Below are 24,432 nucleotides of genomic sequence, written 5' to 3' on the forward strand. Positions count from 1 at the left end.
GGGCGTCTGCGCTGCTCGATGATCCAGGCGACCCCAGTCGCATCCCCCTTGGAGATCTCATGCGGCGCACCTCAGCATCCCTCGTCGTGGGCGCGCTCGTCGCGGCCCTCGCGTGGTCGTCCGGCCCCTCCTCCCCCGCCATCGCGCTCGACCCCTCCCCGGGCGTCGCCGACCTGGCCCAGGACCTCAACCAGATCCTCGCCGACCCGCGCCTGACCATCGCCAGGGCGGGCGTGGTCGTCAGGAACGCCGAGTCCGGCGAGGAGCTGTACGCGACCGACGCCGGCAAGCTCATGCTCCCCGCCTCCAACACCAAGCTGTTCACCTCGGCGGCGGCCGCCGAGACGCTCGGCCTCGACTACCGCTTCGCCACCACCGTGCTGCACACCGGGCGCAAGGCCGGCTCCGTGGTCAGGGGCGACCTGGTGCTGCGCGGCACCGGCGACCCGACGATGCTCGCCGGGGACTACGACGCGCTGGCCGCCGAGGTGGCGAAGGCGGGCGTCAAGGTGGTGACCGGCAAGCTGGTCGCCGACGACACCTGGTTCGACTCGGTACGCCTCGGCCAGGACTGGGCGTGGGACGACGAGACCGCCTACTACGCGGCCCCGATCTCCGCCCTGACCGCCTCGCCCGACCGTGACTACGACGCCGGCTCGATGATCGTGTCCGTCGCGGCCGACGGCGGCAAGGTCAAGGTGTCGACCACGCCGGAGAGCGACTACCTGGAGATCGTCAACAAGGCGACGGTGGGCGCGTCGAACGACGTGCTCATCGAGCGGCGGCACGGCACCAGGACGGTGGTCATCAGCGGCACGGTGGCGTCCACGTACTCCGAGTGGGTGGCCGTGGACGACCCGACCGCGTACGCCGCCTCGCTGTTCCGCGACGCGCTGGCCGCGCACGGCGTGAAGGTGCTCGGCAGGACGGTGAGCGGCGCGGCCCCGCAGGACGCCCGACAGCTGGCGGCGCGCGAGTCGATGCCGCTGAGCGAGCTGCTGGTGCCGTTCATGAAGCTGAGCAACAACATCCACGCCGAGATCCTCACCAAGGCGATGGGCCGCAAGGTCGCCGGCCAGGGCACCTGGGCCGCCGGGCTCAAGGTGAGCACCGAATTCGCCAGGGCCAACGGCGTCGAGGTGCTGAACATGCGTGACGGCTCGGGGCTGTCGCGCCGCGACGGCTTCACGCCCGCCTCGATCGCGCAACTGCTGACCGCGGTGCGCGGCAAGCCGTGGTTCAGGACCTGGTACGACTCGCTGCCGATCGCGGGCAACCCGGACCGCTTCGTGGGCGGCACGCTGCGCAGCCGGATGCGTGACACGGCGGCCACGGACAACGTGCGCGCCAAGACCGGCTCGCTGACCGGCGTCACGGCGCTGTCGGGCTACGTCACCAGCGCCGACGGCGAGCCGCTGGTCTTCTCCATCATGCTGAACCAGTATCTGTCGGGCTCGCCCAAGGACATCGAGGACAAGATCGCGATCCGCCTGGCGCAGTTCACCAGGGCGGCGGCGGTGGACGACACCGTCAACCGGAAGCGCGCCGCCGCCGAGCAGCCGGGGGACCTCGAGTGCTCCTGGCTCAAGCCGGTGCAGTGTTAGCCGGAGAGCCGTCGAGGGGGCGCGTCGTGTGGTTCTCCACGCGGCGCGCCCGCTTTTTGCGGCCTTAGACGCATAGATCTTCCGAAAGGTTTACCGAGGCAGTCGCTACATTTGTTACGATTGAGACACATGGAGCTCCAGATATATCGGCGTTTTTCGTGACAAAGGCGACGATTGGGCACCAGAATGCGGGATCGACGCAAGTGTCTAGGCCGCAACCGGAGGACGAAATGCGCAGACGGCTCCAGGCGCTGGCCTGCATCGGCAGTCTGGCGGCATTGAGCTCCCTCCCGGCTTCCCCCGCCGCCGCACGCACAGCAGCGGGCGGCGCGCCGGAGACGTCGCTGGAGGGCACGCAGGGCGGCTCGGCCCAGGCCTGCCGCGTCCAGGCCGCCGAACCGTCCATTTCCTCGGGCACGATCAGGGGCACCGCCTCCCGGTCCGGCTGCGTACAGAAGGCCCTGCTCAGGGTGCGCGTCCAGCAGGTCGTCGCCGGCCCGGAGCGCACGCTCAAGAGCGGCTCGCGGCAGCTCACCAACGGCCGGATCACGGCCACGCTCCCCTGCTCGGACACCCCGCGCCGCTACCAGGTCGTCGCCCTCGACGATCAGGGCGAGGAGCACACCTCGGACAGCGTCCTGCTGTCCTGCGCGAAGCCGTCCTCCACCCGCACGGGCGCCACCCGTACAGCCGGTGCGTCGAGCGCCGAGACCGAGGTCGTCAGGCTCACCAACAAGGCCAGGGCGGCGGGCGGCTGCCGGCCGCTCACCCACGACGCCAAGCTGCGCACCGCCGCCGACAGGCACTCGGCGGACATGGCGGCCAAGCGCTACTTCGACCACACCGCCAAGAACGGCAGCTCCGCCGGCGACCGCATCGCAGCCGCCGGCTTCGCCCCGGTCCGGGCCTGGGGCGAGAACATCGCCATGGGGCAGCGCACCGCCGCCTCCGTGGTTCAGGGCTGGCTCAACAGTCCGGGCCACCGGGCGAACATCATGAACTGCAAATTCACTCACATAGGGGTCGGCCAGCACTCAACGGGTCCACACTGGACTCAGGTCTTCGCCTCCCACTGAAGCCAGGGAGCACGCGGGCACACCGGCCCCACCCGAGCCGGTTCCCACCGCACGCCCGCGCCGCTCCCCTCCGGCGGGCCCGGCCGCGAATCCCCCCGCAACGGACCGTGGCCGGGCCCGCATGCTTTGCACCGGATCGCCAGCGGACCCGCATCGCCCCCGCCGCGCGAGACCGGATATCCACGCAGGTCAAGGGCCTGTCCGGTAGCGTCGTCCCTTGATATGAGGCTTAACGATCTGAGACTTGACGGAATCCCACTCTGGGACGGCACAGAACCACGCGGCCCGGTCGAGCTCACCTGGGAGCCCGACCGGATCACCGGCCTGCGGCCCGCCGAGCGGCGGCACGACGACCTCTGCGTCATCCCGGGCCTGGTCGACACGCACGTCCACCTGATCGGCGACGCCGGCGACGGCCGATCCGACTTCAGCACCTGGCCGCTGGTCACCACCCGGGAGGAGCAGGTGCTGCACGGCGCCGCGCACGCCCAGCGCGCCCTGCGGCACGGTGTGACGACCCTGCGCGACATGGCCGGCGACGAGGCGCAGGTGGCGCTGGCCCGGGCCTTCGACGCCGGGCTGCTGTCCGGCCCCCGGATCAGGGTGCACGGCATGGTGGGGATGACCGCCGGGCACGGCGACCTGTTCGTGCCGCCGGCGCACCCGCTGCGCAAGCCGACCGCCGACGGTCCCGACGAGTGCCGCAAGCTGGTGCGTACCTGGGCCAGGGCGGGCCTCCACGGGATCAAGATCACCACGAGCGGCGGCGTGCTGTCGATCGGCGACCGCCACGCCTGGCGCAACCACACGCGCGCGGAGATCGGGGCCATCGTCGACGAGGCGCACGCGCTCGGCATGCTCGTCGCCGCGCACGCCCACTCCGAGGACGGCATCCGCGTCGCCGTCGAGGAGGGCGTCGACTCCATCGAGCACGGCACGCTCATGAGCGCGGACCTGGCCGAGACCCTCGCCGACCGTCGCACCCCGGTGGCCCCGACCTTGCTGATCAGCAGGGTCATCGCGGAGGGCCGGGTCCCGGTGCCTCCGGACGCCATGGAAAAGGCCGCCGAGCTGGTGGCCGAGCGGGACCGGCTGTTCGCCGAGGCCGCGCGGCTGGGGGTCCGGTTCGTGCTGGGAACCGACGCCAACGGCTTCCACGTGCGCTTCGGCGACCAGTGCGCCGAGGTCGTCTACATGGCCGAGGTCCTGGGCCTGGACGCCCAGGCGGCGCTGCGCGCGGCCACCTCCGACGCCGCCGACGCCATCGGCATGCCGGTGGGGCGCATCGCGCCCGGCCTCGGGGCGGACTTCGTCGTGCTGCGCGGCCGCCCGTGGGAGCGGATCGAGGACCTGTCCGTGGCGAACATCGTCGCCGTGGTGTCACGGGGTCACCTCGCCGCAGGCGACCTGCCCTGATCCGAGCGCCGGATACGGGTCGTACGGTCCCGCCGGGGAGGCTTGGCCGCGGTCGGCGGTCCCGGATCGTCCTCCAGCGGCCGCAGGTCCGCCGACACCTCGGAGGCTGAGCAACGCGGAGGGGCCCGCCTCCTGGCGGGCCCCAGTTTACGCGTCGCAGCCGCTGAGGGCGAGCTTCAGTTGCTCACGCACTTCTTGTCCTTGCTGAAGGAGCTGCCGAGGCCGAGGAGGTTGTTCAGGGTGTCATCGACATCGATGACGAGTCCGTTCTTGCTTCTGTTGACGTGGACGTCGCCGAGCGTCCAGATGGCGTCGTCACCGCAGATCAGGATTCTGTGGTCGTCCGGGTCGCCGTATGAGGCCGTCTCCGCGTGGGCGGTGGTGGGCATCGCAGCTAGCGCGGAGCCGCCGAACATGACCATCCCACCGACGATCCCGGCGAGGATGAGCCCTTTTCTGTACATACTGAGTCTCCTTGTTACCGATCGACTACTCTCCGTAGCTATCGGAAGAAGATCTGCCCTGCGCCTTCTTTCCACAAACTCGCGCATTTTCACTCTTGACCTGGGATGACAGGCCACATGGGGGAAGCAGTGCCGAAGATCGCCCTGCTTGACGCATAGTTACGTCCGATTGGGAGGCGCTCTTGCCCCGCATTACCTGTTCGCGACCATGGCGCAAGCTCGCCATTGCCTCAAACTGGGGCATGTCAGTGGAAATCCGAGCATGAATACACAGATCGGGCATGCTGGGCGGGCAACCCGGGAGATTCGACGCTATGCGCATCCTCGTGGTGGCGGGCACTCGTCCCTGGAGTCCGGCCAACGGCCGTTCGCACCGCTGGTGCTCGCCTGACAGGGCGCCACGGGAAGGAAGACGGGGGCACGCTGCGGGGAAAGGCGACCGTAGCGCGAACGACGATCACGCCGCCTGCGCTGTCTGCGCAGCGGGGCGTCCGCGCGGGGGAACGGCGGGGCGGCGGGCGGGGTTCGTCGCCGCGCCGCCGCCCGCCGGACTCGGTGTTACGCCTTGAGCCAGCTCATCATCGGGCGCAGCGTGGCGCCCGTCTTCTCGATCGGGTTCTCCTCAAGGTCCTTGCGGTACTTCGAGAACTCCTTCTGGCCGCCGTCGAACTCCTCGACCAACTGCCGGGCGAAGGTGCCGTCCTGGATCTCGCCCAGGATGCGCCGCATCTCCTGACGGGTCTCGTCGTTGATGACGCGCGGGCCGCGGGTGTAGCCGCCGTACTCGGCGGTGTCGGACACCGACCAGTACATCTTCGAGATGCCGCCCTCGTACATGAGGTCGACGATGAGCTTCATCTCGTGCAGGCACTCGAAGTAGGCGACCTCCGGCTGGTAGCCGGCCTCGATGAGGGTCTCGAAGCCCGCCTTGATGAGCTCGGAGACGCCACCGCACAGCACGGCCTGCTCACCGAACAGGTCGGTCTCGGTCTCCTCGGTGAAGGTCGTCCTCAGCGCGCCGGCGCGGGTGCCGCCGATGCCCTTGGCGTAGGACAGCGCGAGGTCGAGAGCCTTGCCGGAGGCGTCCTTCTCGACGGCCACCAGCACCGGCACGCCACGGCCCGCCTCGAACTGGCGGCGGACGAGGTGGCCGGGGCCCTTCGGGGCGACCATGCAGACGTCGACGCCCTCGGGGGCCTCGATGAGGCCGTAGCGGATGTTGAGGCCGTGGCCGAAGAACAGCGCGTCGCCCTGCTTGAGGTGGGGCGCGACGTGCTCGGCGTAGAGGTGGCGCTGGATGTGGTCCGGCGCCAGGATCATGGTGACGTCGGCCTCCTTCACCGCCTCGGCGGGCGTGAGCACGCGCAGGCCGTCGTTCTCGGCCTTCTCGCGGCTCTTGGAGCCCTCGGGCAGCCCGACGCGCACGTCCACGCCGGAGTCACGCAGGGAGAGCGCGTGGGCGTGGCCCTGGCTGCCGTACCCCAGCACGGCCACCCGACGTCCCTGGATGATCGACAGGTCGGCCTGGTCGTCGTAGAAAATCTCGGTCACTTGCTGAAACCTTTCAGGCGGTACGGTCCAGTGCCCTGAGGGACCGGTCAGTGATGGAACGGGCTCCGCGGCCGATGGCCACCATGCCCGACTGGACGAGCTCCTTGATGCCGAACGGCTCGAGGATCTTGACGAACGCCTCGAGCTTGTCCGTGGTGCCGGTGACCTCGATGGTCACGGCGTCGGCCGCCACGTCGATGCAGCGGGCGCGGAAGAGCTGCACGAGCTCCAGCACGCTCGACCGGTTGTCGGCGTCGGCCTTCACCTTGATCAGCATGAGCTCCCGTTGCACGGCGTGCGAGGTGTCCAGCTCGACGATCTTGAGGACGTTCACCAGCTTGTTGAGCTGCTTGGTGACCTGTTCGAGCGGAAGCTCCTCGACGCTGACCACGATCGTCATGCGGGAGATGTCGTCGTGCTCGGTGGGCCCGACGGCCAGCGAGTCGATGTTGAAGCCCCGCCGGCTGAAGAGGGCCGACACCCGGGCCAGGACACCCGGCTTGTTCTCCACGAGCACAGAGAGCGTGTGCCTGCTCATTCTTCGTTCTCCCACTTAGGCGCCATGTCACGGGCGATCTGAATGCTGTCGTTGCTCGTCCCGGACGGGACCATGGGCCAGACCATCGCGTCCTGGTGGACGACGAAGTCGACCACGACCGGCACATCGTTGATCTCCATGGCCTTCTTGATGGTCGCGTCCACGTCCTCGGGGCGCTCGCATCGCAGGCCAACACAACCATAGGCCTCCGCGAGCTTGACGAAGTCCGGGATGCGGCGCGTCGCCTGCAGGTTCGTGTTGGAGTAACGCTTGTCGTAGAAGAGGGTCTGCCACTGACGGACCATGCCGAGATTACCGTTGTTGATGACGGCGATCTTGATCGGCACCCCCTCCAGGGCGCAGGTGGCGAGCTCCTGGTTGGTCATCTGGAAGCAGCCGTCGCCGTCGACGGCCCACACGACCGCGTCGGGCTGCCCCATCTTGGCGCCCATCGCCGCGGGGACGGCGAAGCCCATCGTGCCGGCGCCGCCCGAGTTGATGAACGCGCCCGGCCGCTCGTGCTGGATGAACTGGGCGGCCCACATCTGGTGCTGGCCGACCCCCGCCACGTAGTAGGCGTCCGGCCCGGCGATCGCGCTCAGCCGCTGCATGACGTACTGCGGAGCCAGGGAGCCGTCCGCGAACTCCTCGTAACCCAGCGGGTAGGTCTCCTTGTAGCCGTTGAGAGTGGTCCACCAGTCGGTGTAGTCGCCCTTCTGGCCGGAGCTCTCGACGGCGCCGATCAGGTCGCGGATGACGTCCTTGCAGTCGCCCACGATCGGCACGTCGGCGTGGCGGTTCTTGGAGATCTCCGCCGGGTCGATGTCCGCGTGCACGATCTTGGCGTACGGCGCGAAGGAGGACAACTGGCCGGTGACGCGGTCGTCGAAGCGGACGCCCAGGCCGATGAGCAGGTCCGACTGCTGCAGCGCGCCGACCGCGGAGACCGAGCCGTGCATGCCGGGCATGCCCATGTGCTGGGGGTGGCTGTCGGGGAAGGTGCCGCGCGCCATCAGCGTGGTGACGACCGGGATCTGGGTCAGCTCCGCGAGCGTCAGCAGGTCCGCCGAGGCGCCCGCCTTGTGCACGCCGCCGCCGACGTAGAGCACCGGGCGCCGGGCCTCGGCGATCAGCTTGGCCGCCTCGCGGATCTGCTTGGAGTGCGGCCGGGTCACCGGCCGGTAACCCGGCAGCTGCATCGTGGGCGGCCAGACGAACGTGGTCTCCTTCTGCAGCGCGTCCTTGGCGATGTCCACGAGCACCGGGCCGGGGCGGCCGGTGGAGGCGATGTGGAACGCCTCCATGATCGTGCGGGGGATGTCGTCAGGATCGATGACCAGGAAGTTGTGCTTGGTGATCGGCATGGTGATGCCGGAGATGTCGGCTTCCTGGAAGGCGTCGGTGCCGATGGCCGTGCTGGCGACCTGCCCGGTGATCGCCACCATCGGGACCGAGTCCATGTAGGCGTCGGCGATCGGGGTGACCAGGTTGGTGGCGCCGGGGCCACTGGTCGCCATGCACACCCCGACCCGGCCGGTCGCCTGGGCGTACCCCTCGGCCGCGTGCCCCGCACCCTGCTCGTGGCGTACAAGCACGTGCCGGACCTTGGCCGAGTCGTAAAGGGGATCGTAGGCGGGCAGGATGGCGCCGCCCGGGATCCCGAAAACGGTGTCGACTCCCACGTGCTCCAGCGCCCTGACCAGGGCCTGTGCACCTGTCATCCGTTCGGTCATCGGCTCGTTCCTTGCGTGGCTACTCACTTAAGGACATAAAAAATGCCCCTCCCCACGGGCGGTGGGACTGGGGCGGCGCGCAGGTCGAAGTGCTTCGCTAACGGCCTGCGCGCCGGCGAAGTACTACGAGAATCTCACTGCGAAGCATGCCTTACACCATAGCCGCTCCGAATGCCCAGGTGTCAACTCAGTGGACACTTGTCTCACACGGTGAGACTCGTCCGCATGAGCGAGTCCACGCCCCTGGCCGCCATGGGCCTGGCCACCAGGAAACCCTGTCCTCTGGTGCAGCCCATCTCCCGCAGCAGTTCGAGCTGCTCGGGCCGCTCGATCCCCTCGGCCACCACGACGAGCCCGAGGTCGTGGCCGAGCCGCACGATGGTGCGGGTGAGCAGGGTCAGCGTATCGTCCCGGCCGAGACCCGACACGAAGGACGGATCGATCTTGATCATGTCGACCGGCAGCTGCCGGAGGAACGCCAGCGAGGCGTAGCCGGTGCCGAAGTCGTCGATGGCCAGTCGTACGCCGAGGGCGCGCAGCTCCGACAGGCGCTTGATCGTCTCCTCGGCGTCCTCGACGAGCATCTCCTCGATGACCTCAAGGGTGAGCGCGGAGGCGGGCAGGCCGCTCTCCTCCAGCGCCTCCTCGACGGTCTCGACGAACCTCGGCGCGGTGATCTGGCGCGCCGACAGGTTGAGCGACAGCCCGATGTCCCAGGAGGAGGCGCGCCAGGCGGCCACCTCACGGCAGGACTCGCGCAGGATCCACTCGCCCAGCGGCACGATGAGGCCGGTGTCCTCGGCCGGGCCGAGGAACTGGTCGGGCGGCACGAACACCGAGCCGCGCCACCAGCGCACGAGTGCCTCGACGGCGGTCACCCGGGAGGTCGCCAGGTCCACCACCGGCTGATACTCGATGGCGAACTGCTGCTCGATGAGCGCCCGCTGCAGGTCGGCGGCCAGCTCCAGCCTGCGCACCACGTCGGCGTGCATCTGCGCGGCGAACACCTCGACCCGGCGGCCGCCCAGCTCCTTGGCGCGCGCCATGGCCACGTCGGCGTTGCGGATGAGGTCGCCGGCGGGCAGCTCGTCCTCGGCGAAGGCCACGCCCACGCTCGCGGTGAGCGCCACGTCGCGGTCGGCCACCCGGAACGGCTCCTGCGAGACCGCCCGCACCAGCCGCTCGGCCAGGTCGACGGCGTGCTGCGCCTCGCCCCCCGTCTCCACCAGCACCGCGAACTCGTCGCCACCCCACCGGGCCAGCGTGTCGTCGGGACGCACGGCCCCGCGCAGCCTGCGCGCGGCCTGGCCGAGGAGGTAGTCGCCGCTGGCGTGGCCGACGGAGTCGTTGACGGAGGTGAATCCGTCGAGGTCCAGGAAGATCACGGCCACATGGCCGGTGCTGTGCCCCGAGCCGTGCCCGGTGAGCACCTCGCGGGTGCGCTCCTCGAAGTAGGAGCGGTTGGGCAGGCCGGTCACGCCGTCGTGGAAGGTGAGGTGGGCCACCTGGTTGCGCAGCGCCTCCTCGTCGCTCACGTCCCTGGTGGTGACCAGCAGCTGGTCCTCACCGCTCGCATGGCGGGTGGCGACGGACTCGGTGGGCCGCCAGGTGCCGTCCGCGCCGCGCACCCGGCAGGCGATCATGCAGGCGCCGGAGTCGGCGCTCTCGTCGTCGTCCAGGCCCATCGCGAGCAGCGAGGACTTGATCTGCGGCACGTCCTCGGGGTGGATGTAGTCGAAGATCGATCCGCCGACCAGCTCGTCGGGGTGGTAGCCGTAGGTGGCCTCGACCCCCGCGCCGATCTCGTGCACCTTGCCGTCGTAGTCGCAGATCAGCACCACGTCGCCGGTGCTCTCGGCGAGGTCCCTGAGCTGCTTGTCGCCGAGCGAGACCAGCGTGCGCAGCCGGAGGTTGGCCCCCGACAGCACGAACACGCGCAGCAGCAGGAGCAGGACCACGGAGGCGGCGACCACCACCACGCCGGTGACGGGCTGCTGGCGGGTGCCGCTCGCCAGGTGGACGAGCATGGTGCAGGTCGCCACGGCGACCAGCACCGACGGGACCAGCGAGATCAGGGCGCCGACGAGCGGAACGGCCGGCATCTCGCGCGGGCGCGTCCACGGGATGGCGGCCAGGAGCAGGAACGCCAGCGGCGCGAGCGTGAGACTCCAGGCCGGCGGCGGGCCGCCGTCGAGCCGGGCCATGGCGCTGGCCATGCCGGCCACCGTCGTGGTGGCGAGCACGGCGACGCCCGCCATGCCGAGCGGCCAGGCGGCGGACCTGCCGGTGACCACGGACGGGATGACCGCGCAGGTCACCACCAGCGCGAGCATCGGCGGCAGCAGCGCGAAGGTGAACAGCGCGGGGTCGGCGGTCTCGTCGTAGACGTGCCGCAGCACGGCCACCCAGGCGATCAGGAACAGCGAGGCGGCGCAGAGGTAGGAGCCGGCGAGATGCCGTAACACCGCCATCGCGGGCAGCTTGCGACCGGCGGCGATCAGCGCGCCGCCGCCCGTCAGCACCGTGCCGAGCAGCACGAGGAGGTCGGCGAAGCTGGACATGAAGCTGGAGCTCACGGCGAACGGGCGCACCGCCATGCCCACCGCCCAGACGGCCGCGCCACCGCCCATCCAGCGCGTGCCCATCGCCATGGTCCGATGCTCGACCGGCTGGATCGAGGCGATCAGCAGGGAGGCGGCGGCCAGCAGGGCCGCGAGGAATCCGGCGACGGAGCCGGTGAGGAGGGCCGGGCCGCCCACAAGGAGCGCAGCCGCGAAACCCGCCGCACCGATCGCCACCGCAGCGGTCAGCGGTGCCCGTGGATCACGCCAGCGGATCACAGTCGTTGCCCATCCCGTCTCGAACCCTGCTCCCGTGACCGCCGAAGCCCGGCGGCGCACATCGCCAGTGTGTGCGGTCGTGGGTGCGCGGGTGGTGACAATGCCGATGTCGTCACCGATCTGATAACCACACCGACCCATTGCCGCCAGGAATTCCTTGACAGGCAGTCAGGAAATCCTGCTTAGACGCCACCGTACGCACTTAAGGTCACGGACCAGCCACGGTCCGGATTCCTCTCAATACGCTTCGGTGATGACGTTGTCGAGCGGCTCACCGGCGAGGTGGCGTGCCATTTGCGAGCGCATGAGCCGCAGCATGCGACGCGTCGAGGCAGGGGTGCTGCCCGCGACGTGCGGCGTGATCAGCACGCCGGGGGCGCTCCAGAGGGGGTGGCCCTCGGGCAGCGGCTCGGGCGCGGTCACGTCGAGTGCCGCCCGCAGCCTACCGTCCTTGAGCTCGGCGACCAGGGCATCGGTGTCGACGACCCCGCCCCTGGCGGCGTTGACGAGCACGGCGCCGTCCTTCATCCGGGCCAGGAACGCGGCGTCCACCATGCCGGCGGTCGCCTCGGTGGCGGGCACGAGCAGCACCACGACGTCGGCGGCGGGCAGCAACGCGGGAAGCTCAGCCATGCCGTGCACCCCGTCGCGGGCCCGCCTGGCCACCCGCACGACCTCGACCTCGAAGCCGTCGAGCCGCCTTTCGAGCGCCGCGCCGATGGAGCCGTAGCCGACGATCAGCACGGTGGAGTCGGCCAGCGCGCCGGTGTGGTGGTAGGTCCACTCGCCCCTGCGCTGGGCGTCGGTGAAGCCGGGGAACTCCCGGATCACCGCGATCATCGCGCCGACGGCCCACTCGGCGGTGCCGGCGTCGTGCACGCCGCGCGCGTTGCAGAGCACCGCGCCCTCGGGCAGGTGCGGCCGGTAGGCCTCCACGCCCGCGGTGACGGTCTGCAGCAGGCGCAGCGAGCGCATCCTGGCCAGTGTCCCCGGCACGTCGGGTACCGGGATCAGCGGCGGGATCCACACCTCGACGTCCTCGATCCCGCCGGGCTCCGACCCCGTGCCGTCATAGACGGAGCAATGCACACCGGGCAGGGCGGACAGGGCTTCGGCGACCGCGCCGGACGGGACCCAGGTTTCCATGCAGGAAACTTTATGGCCCTGGGGCGAGTATGGAACACATGAGGAAGCTATGGACGATCATGTTGATGGCGGTGCTGACGGCCTGCTCCAGTGCCGGAGGGGACGCCTCGCCGACGGCGTCGGTGTCCGCCGCTCCGCCGGGCGAGCCGAGGGTCGTGGCGCGTGACCTGGCCGTGCCGTGGGCGATCGCCTTCCTGCCGGGTGGCGACGCGCTGGTGACCGAGCGCGACACGGCCAGGCTGCTGCGAGTCGGCCAGAACGGGCAGGTCACCGCGCTGGGCACGATCGACGGTGTCGTCCCCGACGGCGAGGGCGGTCTGATGGGCGTGGCGGTCAAGGACGAGCAGGTGTTCGTCTACTACACCGCCGCCTCCGACAACAGGATCGTCCGCTACCACCTCGGCGGCGACACCCTGTCGCAGCCGCGGGTCATCGTGGAGGGCATCCCCAAGGGCAGCATCCACAACGGGGGCAGGCTGGCGTTCGGGCCCGACGGCCACCTGTACGCCAGCACCGGGGAGACCGGCGACCGGGACCTCTCCCAGCGGCGTGACTCCCTGGCCGGCAAGATCCTGCGCATGACGGCCGACGGCGACCCCGCTCCGGGCAACCCGTTCGGCACGCTCGTCTACAGCCTCGGCCACCGCAACGTGCAGGGCCTGGCCTGGGACGGCTCGGGCCGGCTGTACGCCTCGGAGTTCGGCGCCAACACCTTCGACGAGCTCAACCTGATCGAGCCGGGCGCCAACTACGGCTGGCCGGAGGTCGAGGGCCGTGGCGACGATCCCGCCTTCACCGACCCGATCGTCACCTGGGACACCGCCGAGGCCTCACCGTCCGGCCTGGCCTACGCCGGCGGCTCCCTGTGGATGGGCGCGTTGCGCGGCGAGCGCCTGTGGCAGATCCCGCTGGCGGCCGACGGCGCGCCCGGCACGCCGGTCGCGCACTTCTCCGGCACGTACGGCAGGCTCCGCGCGGTGACCACCGCCCTTGACGGCGGCCTGTGGGTGGGCACCAGCAACAAGGACGGCCGGGGCGACGAGCGTGACGGCGACGACAAGATCCTCGCCGTCACGCCGTCGTAGCGCTCAGCCCGCGGCGGCGGTGCAGGTCACCTGCGCCTGCGGCCGGTACTTCGTGGTCACCTTCGGGTCCCGCTTGAGCTCGTCGTCGCCCTTGAAGAACACCCGGGTGACGTCGATCGTGAAGCCCTGCTGGCCGACGACCGACCGGCAGTCGGCGGCGTCGCTGGTCTCGGTGCGGAACGGGGTGAAGTCCCGCTTCTCCGACTCCACGGCCTCGACCTTGTCATAGCGCTTGGTGCTCCACAGCGCGACCGTGACGGTCGTGGCGGTGGACGCGGCCTTGATCAGCACTCCGTGTTCGGAGTCGTTGCGCCACTTCAGGTCCAGGTTCGGGTAGAGCAGCGAGGCGTCGCGGCCCGCCGGGTAGCGCGCGGAGTGGTAGTCCATCGGTGTGCGCTCGACGTCCTCGAACCCACCGAAGAAGGCCGCGTTGTAGAGGGTGGTGGCGAGCTGCGAGGCGCCGCCGCCCGTGACGGTGAGGACCCTGCCGCCGACGGTCTGCGGGGCCTGCACGTAGCCGCCCTCGGTGGTGGGCTCCCCCACCACGTCGTTGAGCGAGAACGTCTCGCCGGGCTTCACGAGCTTCCCGTCGATGTCGGCCGCCATCTGCCGGATGTTGGTCACCCGAGGCAGGCAGCACTCGAAGGTCGAGGTGAACGAGGCCACGTTCTCCTTGATGCCGAGCCCGGTCACCTGGTCGGTGGTGACCGAGGGGGGTGCGGCGGAGAGCCTGACGGGGATGACGCGCTCGCCGCCGCCGCGCACCAGCTTGGCGACGTCGCGGGCGAGCAGCTTGGCGTTGACGCCTCTGCCCTGGCGCGAGGGCACCAGCACGAGCTTGCCGTTCACGACGTCGTACGTCGCGTCGCGCGGCACCTGGGCCGCGTCCACCAGGCTGCTCTCCACCCCGGTGAGCGCTTTCTCGGCGTCGAACTGCGGGATCAGGGCGCCCTCGCCGTCGGTGGCGAAGGTGAGGTTGGCCGCGATCGTCTCCGGGGTGAGCTGCGCCTGCCTGTCGCCGAGCGTCAACGTGATCGGTGCCGCCACGGCCCTCTTGGCCTGCGCCTCGGCCTTGGTGATGGCCTCGGGGGTGGTCGTCGGCTGGGCGGGATCGAGCGAGAGCACGGCGGTGCCGCTGCCGCGCAGGAACGCATCGCTGATCACGACGACCGCTTTCGCCCGGTCGAGGAGCTCGCCGTCGCGTGGCGGGGTGGCGACCGGGCGCAGGCCCTTGAACGCCACGCGCCCGTCGTGCGGGGGCTTGTCGACGGTCTCGGCCAGGGCGTCCACCGTCCTGGCGAGCTGGGAGGCGTCGACGGTCACCCTGGGCTCGATCTCGGTCGTGCCGGTCAGCGCCCGCCACACCTCGACGGGGGTGGGGAAGCCGCTGGGGGCCTCGCCGATCGTGGTCACCACGTCGAGCTGGAGGCCGGCCTCGTCGGGCTGGATGGTGTCCTTGCGCGCGCCGATGTCGACCACGACGGGCTTGTTGAGCTTGGCGGCGAGCTCGGTGCGGAGCTTCTCGGCCGCCTGGGTCACGGTCAGGCCGCCGATGTCGACGCCGCCGACGCGGGTGCCACGCAGGACCGAGCCCGACATGAGCACCGCGGGCACCAGGTAGGCCATGGCGAGGACGATCATCAGAAGCACGGCGACGCCCGGCAGCAGACGACGGCGGCGGGGCGGATCCGGGTCGATCAGGGCCGGGCCGGGCCGGGCCCCGCCGAACGCGGGAGCCTGGGCGGAACCCGGCTCCTGCGGATGTCCGTTCACCGGCCAGGGCTGCGACGGCGGCGCGGCCGGGGGCAGCGCGCCACCGTTCGGCGCGGCCGGGGCGGCGCCGGCGGGACGGCGGGTCTCCTGCTGCTGGCCCTGCGGGCCGAAGATGTCGCGGGACACGCCTGGTGGCAGGCCCTCGATCTTGGGCTTCTTGGACGTGCCACGACTGGGCAGGGGCACCGAACTGAACGGGTCGGTCGGTGATTCGATCGGTCCGGCGTTACGCACGCCTCAATCTCCTCCCGCTCCGCAGCCAAGTCTCAGGCAACAGTAAGGCACGCAGGTCCACATATGTCACGGGAAAAGACTACGGAAGTGTGTCAGCCTAGCCATCGATATCGGTGTTCTGGGCGCCCGGCCGATCCGTAGCGCGGGCGCAGCTCGGCCCTGCCGTCGGCGCAGAGGTACTCCAGATAGCGCCGGGCGCTGACCCGCGACAGGCCCGCGAGCTGGGCCGTCTCGGCGGCTGACAGGTCGCGTCCCGCCTCGCGCAGTGTCTGGGCGACCAGCGCGCACGTCGCCGCCGACAGCCCCTTGGGCAGCGGCGAGGTGGTCGTCGGCGTGCCGAAGAGCCGGTCCACATCGTCCTGGCGGGCCTCGGGCCCGATGGCGGTGAACGTCCGGCGGGTCCGGGCGTACTGCTGCAGCCGCTCCGTCAGGGCGGCGGCGGTGAAGGGCTTGATGAGATAGTTGACCGCGCCGCCGCGCATCGCCTCCCTGACCGTGGGCACGTCGCGGGCCGCGCTGATCATCAGCACGTCCACGCCGGTCAGCGCCTTGAGCACGTCCAGTCCCGACATGTCGGGCAGGTAGATGTCGAGCAGCACCAGGTCGGGCCGGTGCTCGGTCACCGCCTCGATCGCGCCGGCCCCGTGGTGCGCGGTGGCGACGACCTGGAAACCGGGCACCCGCGAGACGTAGCCGCCGTGGATGCGGGCCACCATGAAGTCGTCGTCCACGACGAGCACACGGATGCCGTTCACGCCGCTCTGACCGTTCACACCGTCACCTCCGCCGCCGGCAGCAGGGCCGTGAAGACGGCGCCGCCCGAGTTGCGGACCCTCACCCAGCCGCCCCTGCGCAGGCACGCCTGCCTCGTGAGCGCCAGGCCGAGGCCGCGGGTGCCGGAGCGCGCGGCCTTGGTCGTGAAGCCCTCCCTGAAGACCTCCTCGACCAGCTCGGGCGTGATCCCCGGCCCGGAGTCGCCGACCCGGACCCGCAACCCCTGCTCGTCGGCCGCGACGGACACCTCGATGGTGCCGCCCCTGCCGTCGAGCGCGTCGATCGCGTTGGCCACCAGGTTGCCGACGACCAGGACGGCGTCCTGTGGGTCGCCGAGCACGCCCTCGGGCACGGCGGAGTCCTCGGCCAGCACCAGCCGGGCGCCACGCTCGGCCGCCTCGGCCGACTTGGCCAGCAGCAGGGCGGCGAGCGTGGGGTCGCGTACCCGTTCGTGCAGGTCGCTGGCGTAGGTGCCGCGGGTGGTGCTGGTGATGAAGTTGATCGCCGCCTCGTGCTCGCCCATCTCCAGCAGCCCGACGACCGTGTGCATGCGGTTGGCGAACTCGTGCGCCTGGGCTCTCAACGCCCCGGTGGCGCTGCTGGTGTCGTCCAGCTCGCGCGCCAGGCGTACCAGCTCGGTGCGGTCGCGCAGGGTGATCACCCAGCCGCGGTGCTGGCCGCGTACGGAGACCGGCGTGCGGTTGAGCACCAGCACCCGGTCGCGGTGCAGCACGATCCGGTCCTCGCCCGGATCGGCACCACCCAGCACGTCGCGCATCCGGTCGGAGACCGCCATCTGCGTCAGGTCGTCGCCGACGTCGCCCAGCAGCTCGCGGGCGGCGTCGTTGACCAGCGTCACCCTGCCGTCGAGGTCGAGCGCCAGCACCCCCTCCTTGACGCCGTGCAGCACACCCTCGCGCTGCTCCAGCAGCGCGGCGATGTCGCGCGGCTCCAGCCCGAACGTCTGCCTGCGCACCCGCGCGGTGATCAGCGCGGCGGCGGCCAGCCCGGCGATGAGCACGGCAGGCGCGGTCCACAGCAGCGGCGGCAGCGCGCCGGCGACCGCGTCGACGACCGTGGTCTCCAGGACGCCGACCGAGACCAGGCCGATGACGGTGCCGTACTCGTCGAGGACCGGGGTCTTGCCCCGGACCGTGATGCCGATCGTGCCCTTCTCGGTGCCGACCCAGCTCCTGCCGGTGGTCAGCACGTAGGTGCCGTCGGTGGACAGCCGTTTGCGGATCAGCGAGGCGTTGGGATGGGCGTAGCGGATCTGGTCGTCGTTGGCGATCACCACGTAGTCGGCGCCGGTGGTCTGCTGGACGCTGAGGGCGAGCGGCTGCAGCACCACCTCGGGCCGCTGCAGCTCGAACGCCTCGCGCACCTCCGGCAGGCCCGCCACGGACTGCGCGATCGCCAGGGCGCGCTGCTGGTAGAGGGAGTCGAGCTGGGCGCGAGTGTGCTGGGCCCACACGCCGGCCGTGCTGCCGACAGCGAGCAGCACGATCGCCATCTGGAGCACGAACAACTGGGTGCCCAGGGAGGGGTCACGTACCCGTCTCACGGGACACATGGAAACACTCCCAGGTCACGGGGGGATTGCGACCAATACGACCACTACGACGGCTACCCACAAAGACTCGACCGTGAGGGTAGGGGGACATCACCATCCAGTTCTCATCATGTGAAACCCCCCACCCTTGGAGTGATCATGCGTCTGCGCATACTCGCCGCACTCGCGGCGCTCTCCGTCACCGTGCTCACCGGCTGCGGCGACACCGGGTCCGGCGGCGGCACCAGCGCGCTGCGGATCATGGCTCCCGCCGCTCCCGGCGGCGGCTGGGACCAGACCTCCCGCGTGGCCGAGCAGGCGATCAAGGCCGCCGCTCCCGACCGCCAGGTCGAGGTCTTCAACGTGCCCGGCGCCGGTGGCACGATCGGGCTGGCCCAGCTCGCCGGCGAGAAGGGCAACGGCAACCTGCTGATGACCATGGGCCTGGTCATGGTCGGCGCGATCGAGCAGAACAAGTCGAAGGTCACGCTGGCCGAGACGACGCCGATCGCCAAACTGACCGAGGAGTACGAGATCATCGTGGTCCCGGCCGACTCGCCGCTGAAGTCGCTGGCGGACCTGACCGCCGCCTGGAAGGCGGACCCGGCCAAGGTCTCCGTCGCGGGCGGCTCGGCGGGCGGCACCGACCACATCGTGGCCGGCCTGATGGCCAAGGCCGCGGGCGTGGACCCGAAGCAGGTCAACTACATCGCGCACTCCGGCGGCGGTGAGGCGCTCAACGCGCTGCTCGGCAACAACGTCACCATCGGCATCTCGGGCGTCGGCGAGTTCGCCGAGCACGTCAAGTCCGGCAAGCTCCGCGCGCTCGGGGTCACCTCCGCCGAGCGGCTGCCCGACCTGGACGCGCCCACGCTGAAGGAGGGCGGCATGGACGTGGAGCTGGCCAACTGGCGCGGCTTCGTGGCCCCGGCCGGCCTCAGCGACGCCGACCACAAGGCGCTGATCGACCTGGTGACCAAGATGCACGACTCGCAGCCGTGGAAGGACGCGGTGGCCAAGAACGGCTGGATCGACTCCTTCATGGCCGGTCAGGAGTTCGCCGGCTACCTGAAGTCCGAGGAGACCCGGGTCAAGGCCATCATCGCCGAGATGGGGCTCGTCTCCTGATGCCGGCACCGGACGAGGTCGCACCGGACGGGGCCGCGCCGGACGGGATCGCGCCGGACGAGGTCCAGCCGGACGGCAAGCGGCGGCGGTGGCGTCCCGAGCTCGGCCTGGCGCTGGTCGTGCTGGGCCTGGGCGCCTTCGTCATGCTCGGCACGCTGGACGTGTCCACGGCGGCCTCCCAGCTCGGGCTGGGCCCCCGGTTCTTCCCGATGCTGGTGGGCGGCTCCATGATCGTCGTGGGCCTGTTCTACGTGGCCGACGTGCTGCGCGGCGGGCGGGGCGATCCTGAGGAGAGCGAGGACGTGGACGTCGACGCGCCTTCGGACTGGCGCAGCGTCGGCCTGGTGAGCGGCGTCTTCCTGGCCTTCGTCGCCGTACTGGACGTGCTCGGCTGGATCATCGCGGCGAGCCTGCTGTTCTTCGGAGTGGCGGCGGTGCTCGGCGCCGAGCACAAACTGCGCGCGGCGGGGATCGCGGTGGTCCTGGGCGTCTCGACGTACCTGCTGTTCGTCAAGGGGCTGGGCGTCACGCTGCCCGGCGGGCTGCTGCAGGGGGTGATCTAGGTGGAGTCGCTGCAACTGCTGCTCGACGGGTTCGCCTCGGCGCTCACCCCGGTCAACCTGCTGTACGCCCTCGTCGGCGTCACACTCGGCACCCTGGTCGGCGTCCTGCCCGGCATCGGGCCGGCGATGACCGTGGCGCTGCTGCTGCCGATCACCTTCACCGTGCCGCCGGCCAGCGCGTTCATCATGTTCGCGGGCATCTACTACGGCGGCATGTACGGCGGCTCGACCACCTCCATCCTGCTCAACACGCCCGGCGAGTCGTCCTCGATGATCACTGCGCTGGAGGGCAACAAGATGGCCCGGCGCGGGCGGGCCGCGCAGGCGCTGGCCACGGCGGCCATCGGCTCGTTCGTGGCGGGCACGCTCGCCACCGCGCTGCTGGTGTTCGCCGCGCCGGCCGTGGTGAGCTTCGCCATCTCGTTCGGGCCGGAGGACTACTTCGCGCTGGCGATCCTGGCGTTCACCGCGGTGTCGTCGGTGCTGTCGCGCTCGGTGGTGCGCGGCCTGGCCTCGCTCGGGCTGGGCCTGATGATCGGGCTGGTGGGCATCGACCAGCAGACCGGGCAGGCCCGGCTCACGCTCGGCATCGACCAGCTGCTCGACGGCATCGACGTGGTGATCGTCGCGGTGGGGCTGTTCGCGGTGGGCGAGGCGCTGTACGTGGCCTCCCGGCTACGCCACGCGCCGCCCGAGGTGGTGCCCGTGGGCCGGGCCTGGATGGGCCGCGCCGACTGGGGCCGCTCGTGGCGGCCGTGGCTGCGCGGCACCGCGCTGGGCTTCCCGTTCGGCGCCCTGCCCGGCGGCGGCGCGGAGATCCCCACGTTCCTGTCGTACGCCGCCGAGAAGCGCCTCGCGCGCGGCGTGGCCCGCGAAGAGTACGGCAGGGGCGCCATCGAGGGCGTGGCGGGGCCCGAGGCGGCCAACAACGCCTCGGCCGCCGGCACCCTCGTCCCCCTGCTCACCCTGGGCCTGCCGACGTCGGCGACGGCCGCGATCATGCTCGCCGCCTTCCAGCAGTACGGCCTGCAGCCGGGACCGCAGCTCTTCGACCACAACCCGGCTCTGGTGTGGGGCATGATCGCGTCGCTGTTCATCGGCAACACGATGCTGCTCGTACTGAACCTGCCCCTTGCCCCGGTGTGGGCGAAACTGCTGCGCATCCCCCGGCCGTACCTGTACGCCGGGATCGTGATGTTCGCGGCGCTGGGCGTCTACGCGCTCAACGCCAGCGCGGTGGACCTGGTGGTGCTGTACCTGCTCGGCGTGCTCGGGTTCGCGATGCGCCGGTTCGGGCTGCCGGTCGCGCCGGCGGTGATCGGGATGATCCTGGGGCCGATGGCGGAGATCCAGCTCCGGCGCGCCCTGGCCATCGGGGCGGGCGACGTCGGCGTACTGGTGCGCAGCCCGATCGCGGTGACCCTGCTGGTGCTGTCGGCGCTGGCACTGCTGACGCCGCTGTTCAGGAAGGCGCTGACCCGGCGGACCGGCGGGCCGTCACTGCCCCTCTCCCGGGAGGACTGACCCCGAGGGGGCGGCCTCCGCCCCCTCGGACCGTTCACGCACCCCTCAGGTCTGTTCACGCACCCCCTCACGACCGTTCACGCGCCCTTGAGAGCCGGTACGGCCACCCTGACGGCGCGCGGCGCGATCGCCAGCCCGGCCAGGGCCATGACCAGCGTGGCCGCGAAGACCGCCCAGTAGCCGGAGCCCACGGCGATGAACAGCGCGCTGGTGACGGCCACGGCCACCACCGAGAACACCGACTCCCCCACCTGCAGCGCCGAGCTGTTGGCCCCCTCCTCGCCGGGCTCGGACAGCTCCAGGGTGAGCACCGACAGCGTCGGATAGATCAGCCCCATGCCGAACCCGGCCACGATCCACGACGGATAGGCCAGCGCGACGGGCACCGCCGCGAACGTCACGACCCCCATCAGCAGGACGCCCGCCGCCAGCATGGCCCCGCCCAGCCGCAGGTTCGTGATCTGGCTGAACACCTCACGCCCCTGCAACCACGAGGCGAAGGACCAGGTCACCGCGCCTCCGGTGAGCGCGATCCCGGCCCACAGCGGCGACAGGCCGCGCCCGTTGATGAGCATGAGCGGGATGATCACCTCGGCGGCGAAGAGCGCCCCGGTGGCCAGGCCGCGCACGACCACAACCGCGGGCAGCCCCCGGGCGGCCCTGAGCGTCCCGGCGGGCAACAGCCTGGGCAGCGCCACGGCCAGGATCACCAGGCCGATGACCAGCAGGACGACCTGCCCGTTGCTGCCGTACTGCATGAGACCCGCGGCGACGGCGGTGACGGCCGCCCACCCGAGCATCGCCCCGAAGCCGGGGGCGGGCATGCCCTGCCCGCCCCGGACCGGCTGGCCCGCGAGCCCGCGCAGCAGCAGCAGGCCGCCCACCACCGTCAGGAACGGCACCAGCAGGAACACCCAGCGCCAGTCCAGCACGTCGACGATGACGCCGACGATCCCGGGGCCCACCATCGACGGCACCACCCAGGCGGTCGCGAACAGCGAGAAGATCTTCGGGTGCAGCTCCTCGGGGTAGACCCGGGCCACCACCACGTACAGCGCCACGTTCACCAGCGCCCCGCCGAACCCCTGCACCAGCCGGCCGGCGATCAGCACCTCCATGGACGGCGCGGTCCCGGCCAGGGTCAGCCCGGCGATGAAAGCGGCCACACCCGTCCACAACGGGGCGAGCGGCCCGCGCAGATCGGCCCATCGGCCGCCCAGCACGGTCCCCACCACCCCGGCCGCCATCGCCCCACTGAACGCCAGCCCGTACAGCTCGATCCCGCCGAGATCGTCCGCCACCACCGGCATGGCGATCGCGACCGCGACGTACTCGAAGGCCACCAGCGACACCATCGCCACCAGACCTGCCGTCAATGCTTTCCGTGTCATGCCTGCGACGCTAGGACACGGCCCCGGCGCGGCGCCTCCCGCCCTGGTCCTAGGTCCATGCACGAGAATAGACCTAGGACCATCACCGGCGGGTGCCGCGAAAAGGCCCCGTCACCAGCGTGACGGGGCCCCTGCGTGCGTCGTCGTTACTCCGAGACGCCCAGCTTCTCCAGGATCAGCGCGCGCGCCCGAGCGGCGTCGGCCTTGCCCCGGCTGGCCTTCATCACGCCACCCACCAGCGCACCGGCGGCGGCGATCTTGCCGGAGCGGACCTTGTCGGCGGCGTCGGCGTTGGCCGCGAGCACCTCGTCGATGATCGACGACAGCGCGCCGTCGTCGCTCACGATCTTCAGGCCGCGCTTCTCCACCACCTCGTCCGGCGAGCCCTCGCCGGCCAGCACGCCCTCCAGCACCTCGCGGGCCAGCTTGTCGTTCAGCGAGCCGGAGGCCACCAGCACGGTGACCCGGGCGATCTGCTCCGGCGTGATCGGCAGGTCGGCCAGCGCGACGCCGCTCTCGTTGGAGCGGCGGGCCAGCTCGCCCATCCACCACTTACGCGCGTCCGCGGCCGGCGCGCCCGCCGTGACCGTGGCCTCCACCAGGTCGATCGCGTCGGCGTTGTGCATGGCCTGCATGTCCAGGTCGGACAGCCCCCACTCGGCCTTCAGCCGCTGACGCTTGGCCGACGGCAGCTCCGGCAGCGCCGCCTTCAGCTCCGCCACCCAGGCCGGGTCCGGCGCGATCGGCACCAGGTCGGGCTCGGGGAAGTAGCGGTAGTCCTGCGCCTCCTCCTTGGACCGGCCCGACGTGGTGGTGCCGGTGTCCTCGTGGAAGTGCCTGGTCTCCTGCACGATCCGGCCGCCGGCGGCCAGGACCCCCGCCTGCCGCTCGATCTCACTGCGCACCGACCGCTCGACGCTGCGCAGCGAGTTGACGTTCTTGGTCTCGGTACGGGTGCCCCACTCGGAGGCGCCGCGCGGCATGAGCGAGACGTTCACGTCGCAGCGCAGCGAGCCCTCCTCCATGCGCACGTCGGAGACGCCCAGCGAGCGCATCACCTCACGCAGCTCGGTGACGTACGCCTTGGCCACCTCGGGCGCCAGCCGGTCGGTCCCCGGGATCGGCTTGGTGACGATCTCCACCAGCGGGATGCCCGCACGGTTGTAGTCGACGATGGAGTAGTCGGCGCCGTGGATGCGGCCGGTCGCGCCACCCATGTGGGTGGACTTGCCGGTGTCCTCCTCCAGGTGCACCCGCTCGATCTCGATCCGCACCGGCTTGCCGTCGACCTCGATGTCGAGGTAGCCGTCGAAGCAGAGCGGCTCGTCGTACTGCGAGATCTGGTAGTTCTTCGGCATGTCCGGATAGAAGTAGTTCTTCCGGGCGAAGCGGCACCACTCGGCGATGGAGCAGTTGAGCGCCAGGCCGATGCGGATCGTCGACTCGATCGCCATGGCGTTGGCCGTGGGCAGCGCCCCGGGCAGCGCCAGGCAGGTCGGGCAGACGTGCGTGTTGGGCGGCGCGCCGAAGACCGCCTCGCAACCGCAGAACATCTTCGACCGGGTGCCCAGCTCGACGTGCGTCTCCAGCCCGAGCACCGGCTCGAAACGATCGAGCGCTTCGTCGTACGGCATGAGCGTGTCAGTGCTCACAAGTAACCAAGTCCCTTCAGTGCGCTCTCCGTCTCGGCCGCCCACGCCGCGTAGGCGGGAATCTGCGCCAAGACGTCAAGATCGATATTCTGCCTATGGATTCGAAATAGTCACGGACGTGCTGGTTCTGGCGAAGCACCACCTGGTCCAGGACCTGCTTCGGATCGGAGATCCTCTCCACATCGCGGGGATTCGCCGGGAGCGGCCGAAGATCACTGCGCTTGAACCGCATCCACACCTGCCTGTCGGCGAGCACCCTCGACGGCCTGGTGGAACGGCTGATGGGCGCGCCCACGCTCGGCGGTCAGCAAAGCGTCCTGCCCCGAGCGCGCCGTGGCCGCGACGAAGTCGAGCACGTCCAGCATCCGCGTGAGCACGCCATCCCCCT

At 70.8% G+C, this 24,432-nt stretch carries 19 protein-coding genes; 7 read left to right on the forward strand and 12 right to left on the reverse strand.

What is annotated here, in order from left to right; translation table 11 throughout:
* The first annotated feature begins 59 nt into the window (after positions 1–59).
* The 3 genes from dacB (at position 60) to ACTMTF_RS29685 (ending at position 4,096) form a co-directional block, all read left to right on the forward strand.
* Positions 60–1,604 carry a D-alanyl-D-alanine carboxypeptidase/D-alanyl-D-alanine endopeptidase gene (gene dacB, locus ACTMTF_RS29675; protein ID WP_441113622.1) on the forward strand — a complete coding sequence of 515 codons (1,545 nt, stop codon included), beginning with the start codon at positions 60–62 and terminating at the stop codon, positions 1,602–1,604.
* Between the two features lie 230 nt (positions 1,605–1,834).
* The gene (locus ACTMTF_RS29680; protein ID WP_441113623.1) at positions 1,835–2,680 is read left to right on the forward strand and encodes a CAP domain-containing protein; all 846 of its coding nucleotides are present in this window, start codon (positions 1,835–1,837) and stop codon (positions 2,678–2,680) included.
* A gap of 222 nt (positions 2,681–2,902) precedes the next feature.
* The gene (locus ACTMTF_RS29685; RefSeq protein WP_441113624.1) at positions 2,903–4,096 is read left to right on the forward strand and encodes an amidohydrolase family protein; all 1,194 of its coding nucleotides are present in this window, start codon (positions 2,903–2,905) and stop codon (positions 4,094–4,096) included.
* Between the two features lie 176 nt (positions 4,097–4,272).
* On the opposite strand, the gene ACTMTF_RS29690 is transcribed toward ACTMTF_RS29685, so the two are convergent.
* From ACTMTF_RS29690 to ACTMTF_RS29715, 6 genes are all read right to left on the reverse strand, one after another.
* Complete coding sequence (locus ACTMTF_RS29690) at positions 4,273–4,560, reverse strand: hypothetical protein (RefSeq protein WP_441113625.1); 288 nt, start codon at positions 4,558–4,560, stop codon at positions 4,273–4,275.
* A gap of 558 nt (positions 4,561–5,118) precedes the next feature.
* Positions 5,119–6,102 (reverse strand): ketol-acid reductoisomerase, encoded by a 984-nt coding sequence (gene ilvC, locus ACTMTF_RS29695; RefSeq protein WP_441113787.1) that lies wholly within the window; start codon positions 6,100–6,102, stop codon positions 5,119–5,121.
* A 22-nt stretch (positions 6,103–6,124) separates the two neighbouring features.
* A complete protein-coding gene (gene ilvN / locus ACTMTF_RS29700; RefSeq protein ID WP_397005031.1) occupies positions 6,125–6,649 on the reverse strand; it encodes an acetolactate synthase small subunit in 525 nt (174 codons plus the stop codon).
* Positions 6,646–8,382, reverse strand: a complete 1,737-nt coding sequence (locus ACTMTF_RS29705) for an acetolactate synthase large subunit (RefSeq protein WP_441113626.1) — start codon at positions 8,380–8,382, stop codon at positions 6,646–6,648. The genes ilvN and ACTMTF_RS29705 overlap by 4 nt, the downstream gene beginning before the upstream one ends.
* A gap of 203 nt (positions 8,383–8,585) precedes the next feature.
* Entirely contained in the window at positions 8,586–11,222 is a 2,637-nt protein-coding gene (locus ACTMTF_RS29710) for a putative bifunctional diguanylate cyclase/phosphodiesterase (protein WP_441113627.1), read from the reverse strand.
* A 237-nt stretch (positions 11,223–11,459) separates the two neighbouring features.
* Positions 11,460–12,368 (reverse strand): 2-hydroxyacid dehydrogenase, encoded by a 909-nt coding sequence (locus tag ACTMTF_RS29715; RefSeq protein WP_441113628.1) that lies wholly within the window; start codon positions 12,366–12,368, stop codon positions 11,460–11,462.
* A 38-nt stretch (positions 12,369–12,406) separates the two neighbouring features.
* On the opposite strand from ACTMTF_RS29715, the gene ACTMTF_RS29720 reads away from it, so the two are divergent.
* Complete coding sequence (locus ACTMTF_RS29720) at positions 12,407–13,453, forward strand: PQQ-dependent sugar dehydrogenase (RefSeq protein ID WP_441113629.1); 1,047 nt, start codon at positions 12,407–12,409, stop codon at positions 13,451–13,453.
* Positions 13,454–13,456: 3 nt separating this feature from the next.
* Here ACTMTF_RS29720 and ACTMTF_RS29725 read toward each other — a convergent pair whose 3' ends face one another.
* From ACTMTF_RS29725 to ACTMTF_RS29735, 3 genes are all read right to left on the reverse strand, one after another.
* Complete coding sequence (locus tag ACTMTF_RS29725; protein ID WP_441113630.1) at positions 13,457–15,460, reverse strand: VanW family protein; 2,004 nt, start codon at positions 15,458–15,460, stop codon at positions 13,457–13,459.
* A 92-nt stretch (positions 15,461–15,552) separates the two neighbouring features.
* A complete protein-coding gene (locus ACTMTF_RS29730) occupies positions 15,553–16,233 on the reverse strand; it encodes a response regulator (protein WP_441113631.1) in 681 nt (226 codons plus the stop codon).
* A complete protein-coding gene (locus ACTMTF_RS29735) occupies positions 16,230–17,807 on the reverse strand; it encodes an ATP-binding protein (protein WP_441113632.1) in 1,578 nt (525 codons plus the stop codon). Before ACTMTF_RS29735 ends, ACTMTF_RS29730 begins: the two co-directional genes overlap by 4 nt.
* A 138-nt stretch (positions 17,808–17,945) precedes the next feature.
* Here ACTMTF_RS29735 and ACTMTF_RS29740 point away from each other — a divergent pair, with 138 nt between their 5' ends.
* From ACTMTF_RS29740 to ACTMTF_RS29750, 3 genes are read left to right on the forward strand one after another with little or no spacing between them, the layout of a single operon-like run.
* Positions 17,946–18,914, forward strand: coding sequence for a Bug family tripartite tricarboxylate transporter substrate binding protein (locus ACTMTF_RS29740; protein WP_441113633.1), 969 nt, complete (start codon positions 17,946–17,948; stop codon positions 18,912–18,914).
* Positions 18,914–19,477, forward strand: a complete 564-nt coding sequence (locus ACTMTF_RS29745) for a tripartite tricarboxylate transporter TctB family protein (RefSeq protein WP_441113634.1) — start codon at positions 18,914–18,916, stop codon at positions 19,475–19,477. Before ACTMTF_RS29740 ends, ACTMTF_RS29745 begins: the two co-directional genes overlap by 1 nt.
* Positions 19,478–21,001 (forward strand): tripartite tricarboxylate transporter permease, encoded by a 1,524-nt coding sequence (locus ACTMTF_RS29750; protein ID WP_441113635.1) that lies wholly within the window; start codon positions 19,478–19,480, stop codon positions 20,999–21,001.
* A 77-nt stretch (positions 21,002–21,078) separates the two neighbouring features.
* Here the strand turns inward: ACTMTF_RS29750 and ACTMTF_RS29755 are convergent, their stop codons facing one another.
* The 3 genes from ACTMTF_RS29755 to ACTMTF_RS29765 all read right to left on the reverse strand — a co-directional run bounded on the left by ACTMTF_RS29755 (position 21,079) and on the right by ACTMTF_RS29765 (position 24,421).
* Positions 21,079–22,392, reverse strand: a complete 1,314-nt coding sequence (locus ACTMTF_RS29755; protein ID WP_441113636.1) for an MFS transporter — start codon at positions 22,390–22,392, stop codon at positions 21,079–21,081.
* Between the two features lie 146 nt (positions 22,393–22,538).
* The gene (gatB, locus tag ACTMTF_RS29760) at positions 22,539–24,026 is read right to left on the reverse strand and encodes an Asp-tRNA(Asn)/Glu-tRNA(Gln) amidotransferase subunit GatB (protein WP_441113788.1); all 1,488 of its coding nucleotides are present in this window, start codon (positions 24,024–24,026) and stop codon (positions 22,539–22,541) included.
* Between the two features lie 230 nt (positions 24,027–24,256).
* A complete protein-coding gene (locus ACTMTF_RS29765; protein ID WP_441113637.1) occupies positions 24,257–24,421 on the reverse strand; it encodes a hypothetical protein in 165 nt (54 codons plus the stop codon).
* Between the last annotated feature and the right edge of the window lie 11 nt (positions 24,422–24,432).

The organism is Nonomuraea sp. ZG12, from assembly GCF_052068115.1.
Classification (GTDB): domain Bacteria; phylum Actinomycetota; class Actinomycetes; order Streptosporangiales; family Streptosporangiaceae; genus Nonomuraea.

Excerpts from the sequence above, each read along its gene's own strand:
- dacB (WP_441113622.1), top strand. The coding sequence starts at position 60 with ATGCGGCGCACCTCAGCATCCCTCGTCGTGGGCGCGCTCGTCGCGGCC.
- ACTMTF_RS29680 (WP_441113623.1), top strand. The coding sequence starts at position 1,835 with ATGCGCAGACGGCTCCAGGCGCTGGCCTGCATCGGCAGTCTGGCGGCA.
- ACTMTF_RS29685 (WP_441113624.1), top strand. The coding sequence starts at position 2,903 with ATGAGGCTTAACGATCTGAGACTTGACGGAATCCCACTCTGGGACGGC.
- ACTMTF_RS29690 (WP_441113625.1), bottom strand. The coding sequence starts at position 4,560 with ATGTACAGAAAAGGGCTCATCCTCGCCGGGATCGTCGGTGGGATGGTC.
- ilvN (WP_397005031.1), bottom strand. The coding sequence starts at position 6,649 with ATGAGCAGGCACACGCTCTCTGTGCTCGTGGAGAACAAGCCGGGTGTC.
- ACTMTF_RS29705 (WP_441113626.1), bottom strand. The coding sequence starts at position 8,382 with ATGACCGAACGGATGACAGGTGCACAGGCCCTGGTCAGGGCGCTGGAG.
- ACTMTF_RS29715 (WP_441113628.1), bottom strand. The coding sequence starts at position 12,368 with ATGGAAACCTGGGTCCCGTCCGGCGCGGTCGCCGAAGCCCTGTCCGCC.
- ACTMTF_RS29720 (WP_441113629.1), top strand. The coding sequence starts at position 12,407 with ATGAGGAAGCTATGGACGATCATGTTGATGGCGGTGCTGACGGCCTGC.
- ACTMTF_RS29735 (WP_441113632.1), bottom strand. The coding sequence starts at position 17,807 with ATGTGTCCCGTGAGACGGGTACGTGACCCCTCCCTGGGCACCCAGTTG.
- ACTMTF_RS29740 (WP_441113633.1), top strand. The coding sequence starts at position 17,946 with ATGCGTCTGCGCATACTCGCCGCACTCGCGGCGCTCTCCGTCACCGTG.
- ACTMTF_RS29745 (WP_441113634.1), top strand. The coding sequence starts at position 18,914 with ATGCCGGCACCGGACGAGGTCGCACCGGACGGGGCCGCGCCGGACGGG.
- ACTMTF_RS29755 (WP_441113636.1), bottom strand. The coding sequence starts at position 22,392 with ATGACACGGAAAGCATTGACGGCAGGTCTGGTGGCGATGGTGTCGCTG.
- gatB (WP_441113788.1), bottom strand. The coding sequence starts at position 24,026 with ATGCCGTACGACGAAGCGCTCGATCGTTTCGAGCCGGTGCTCGGGCTG.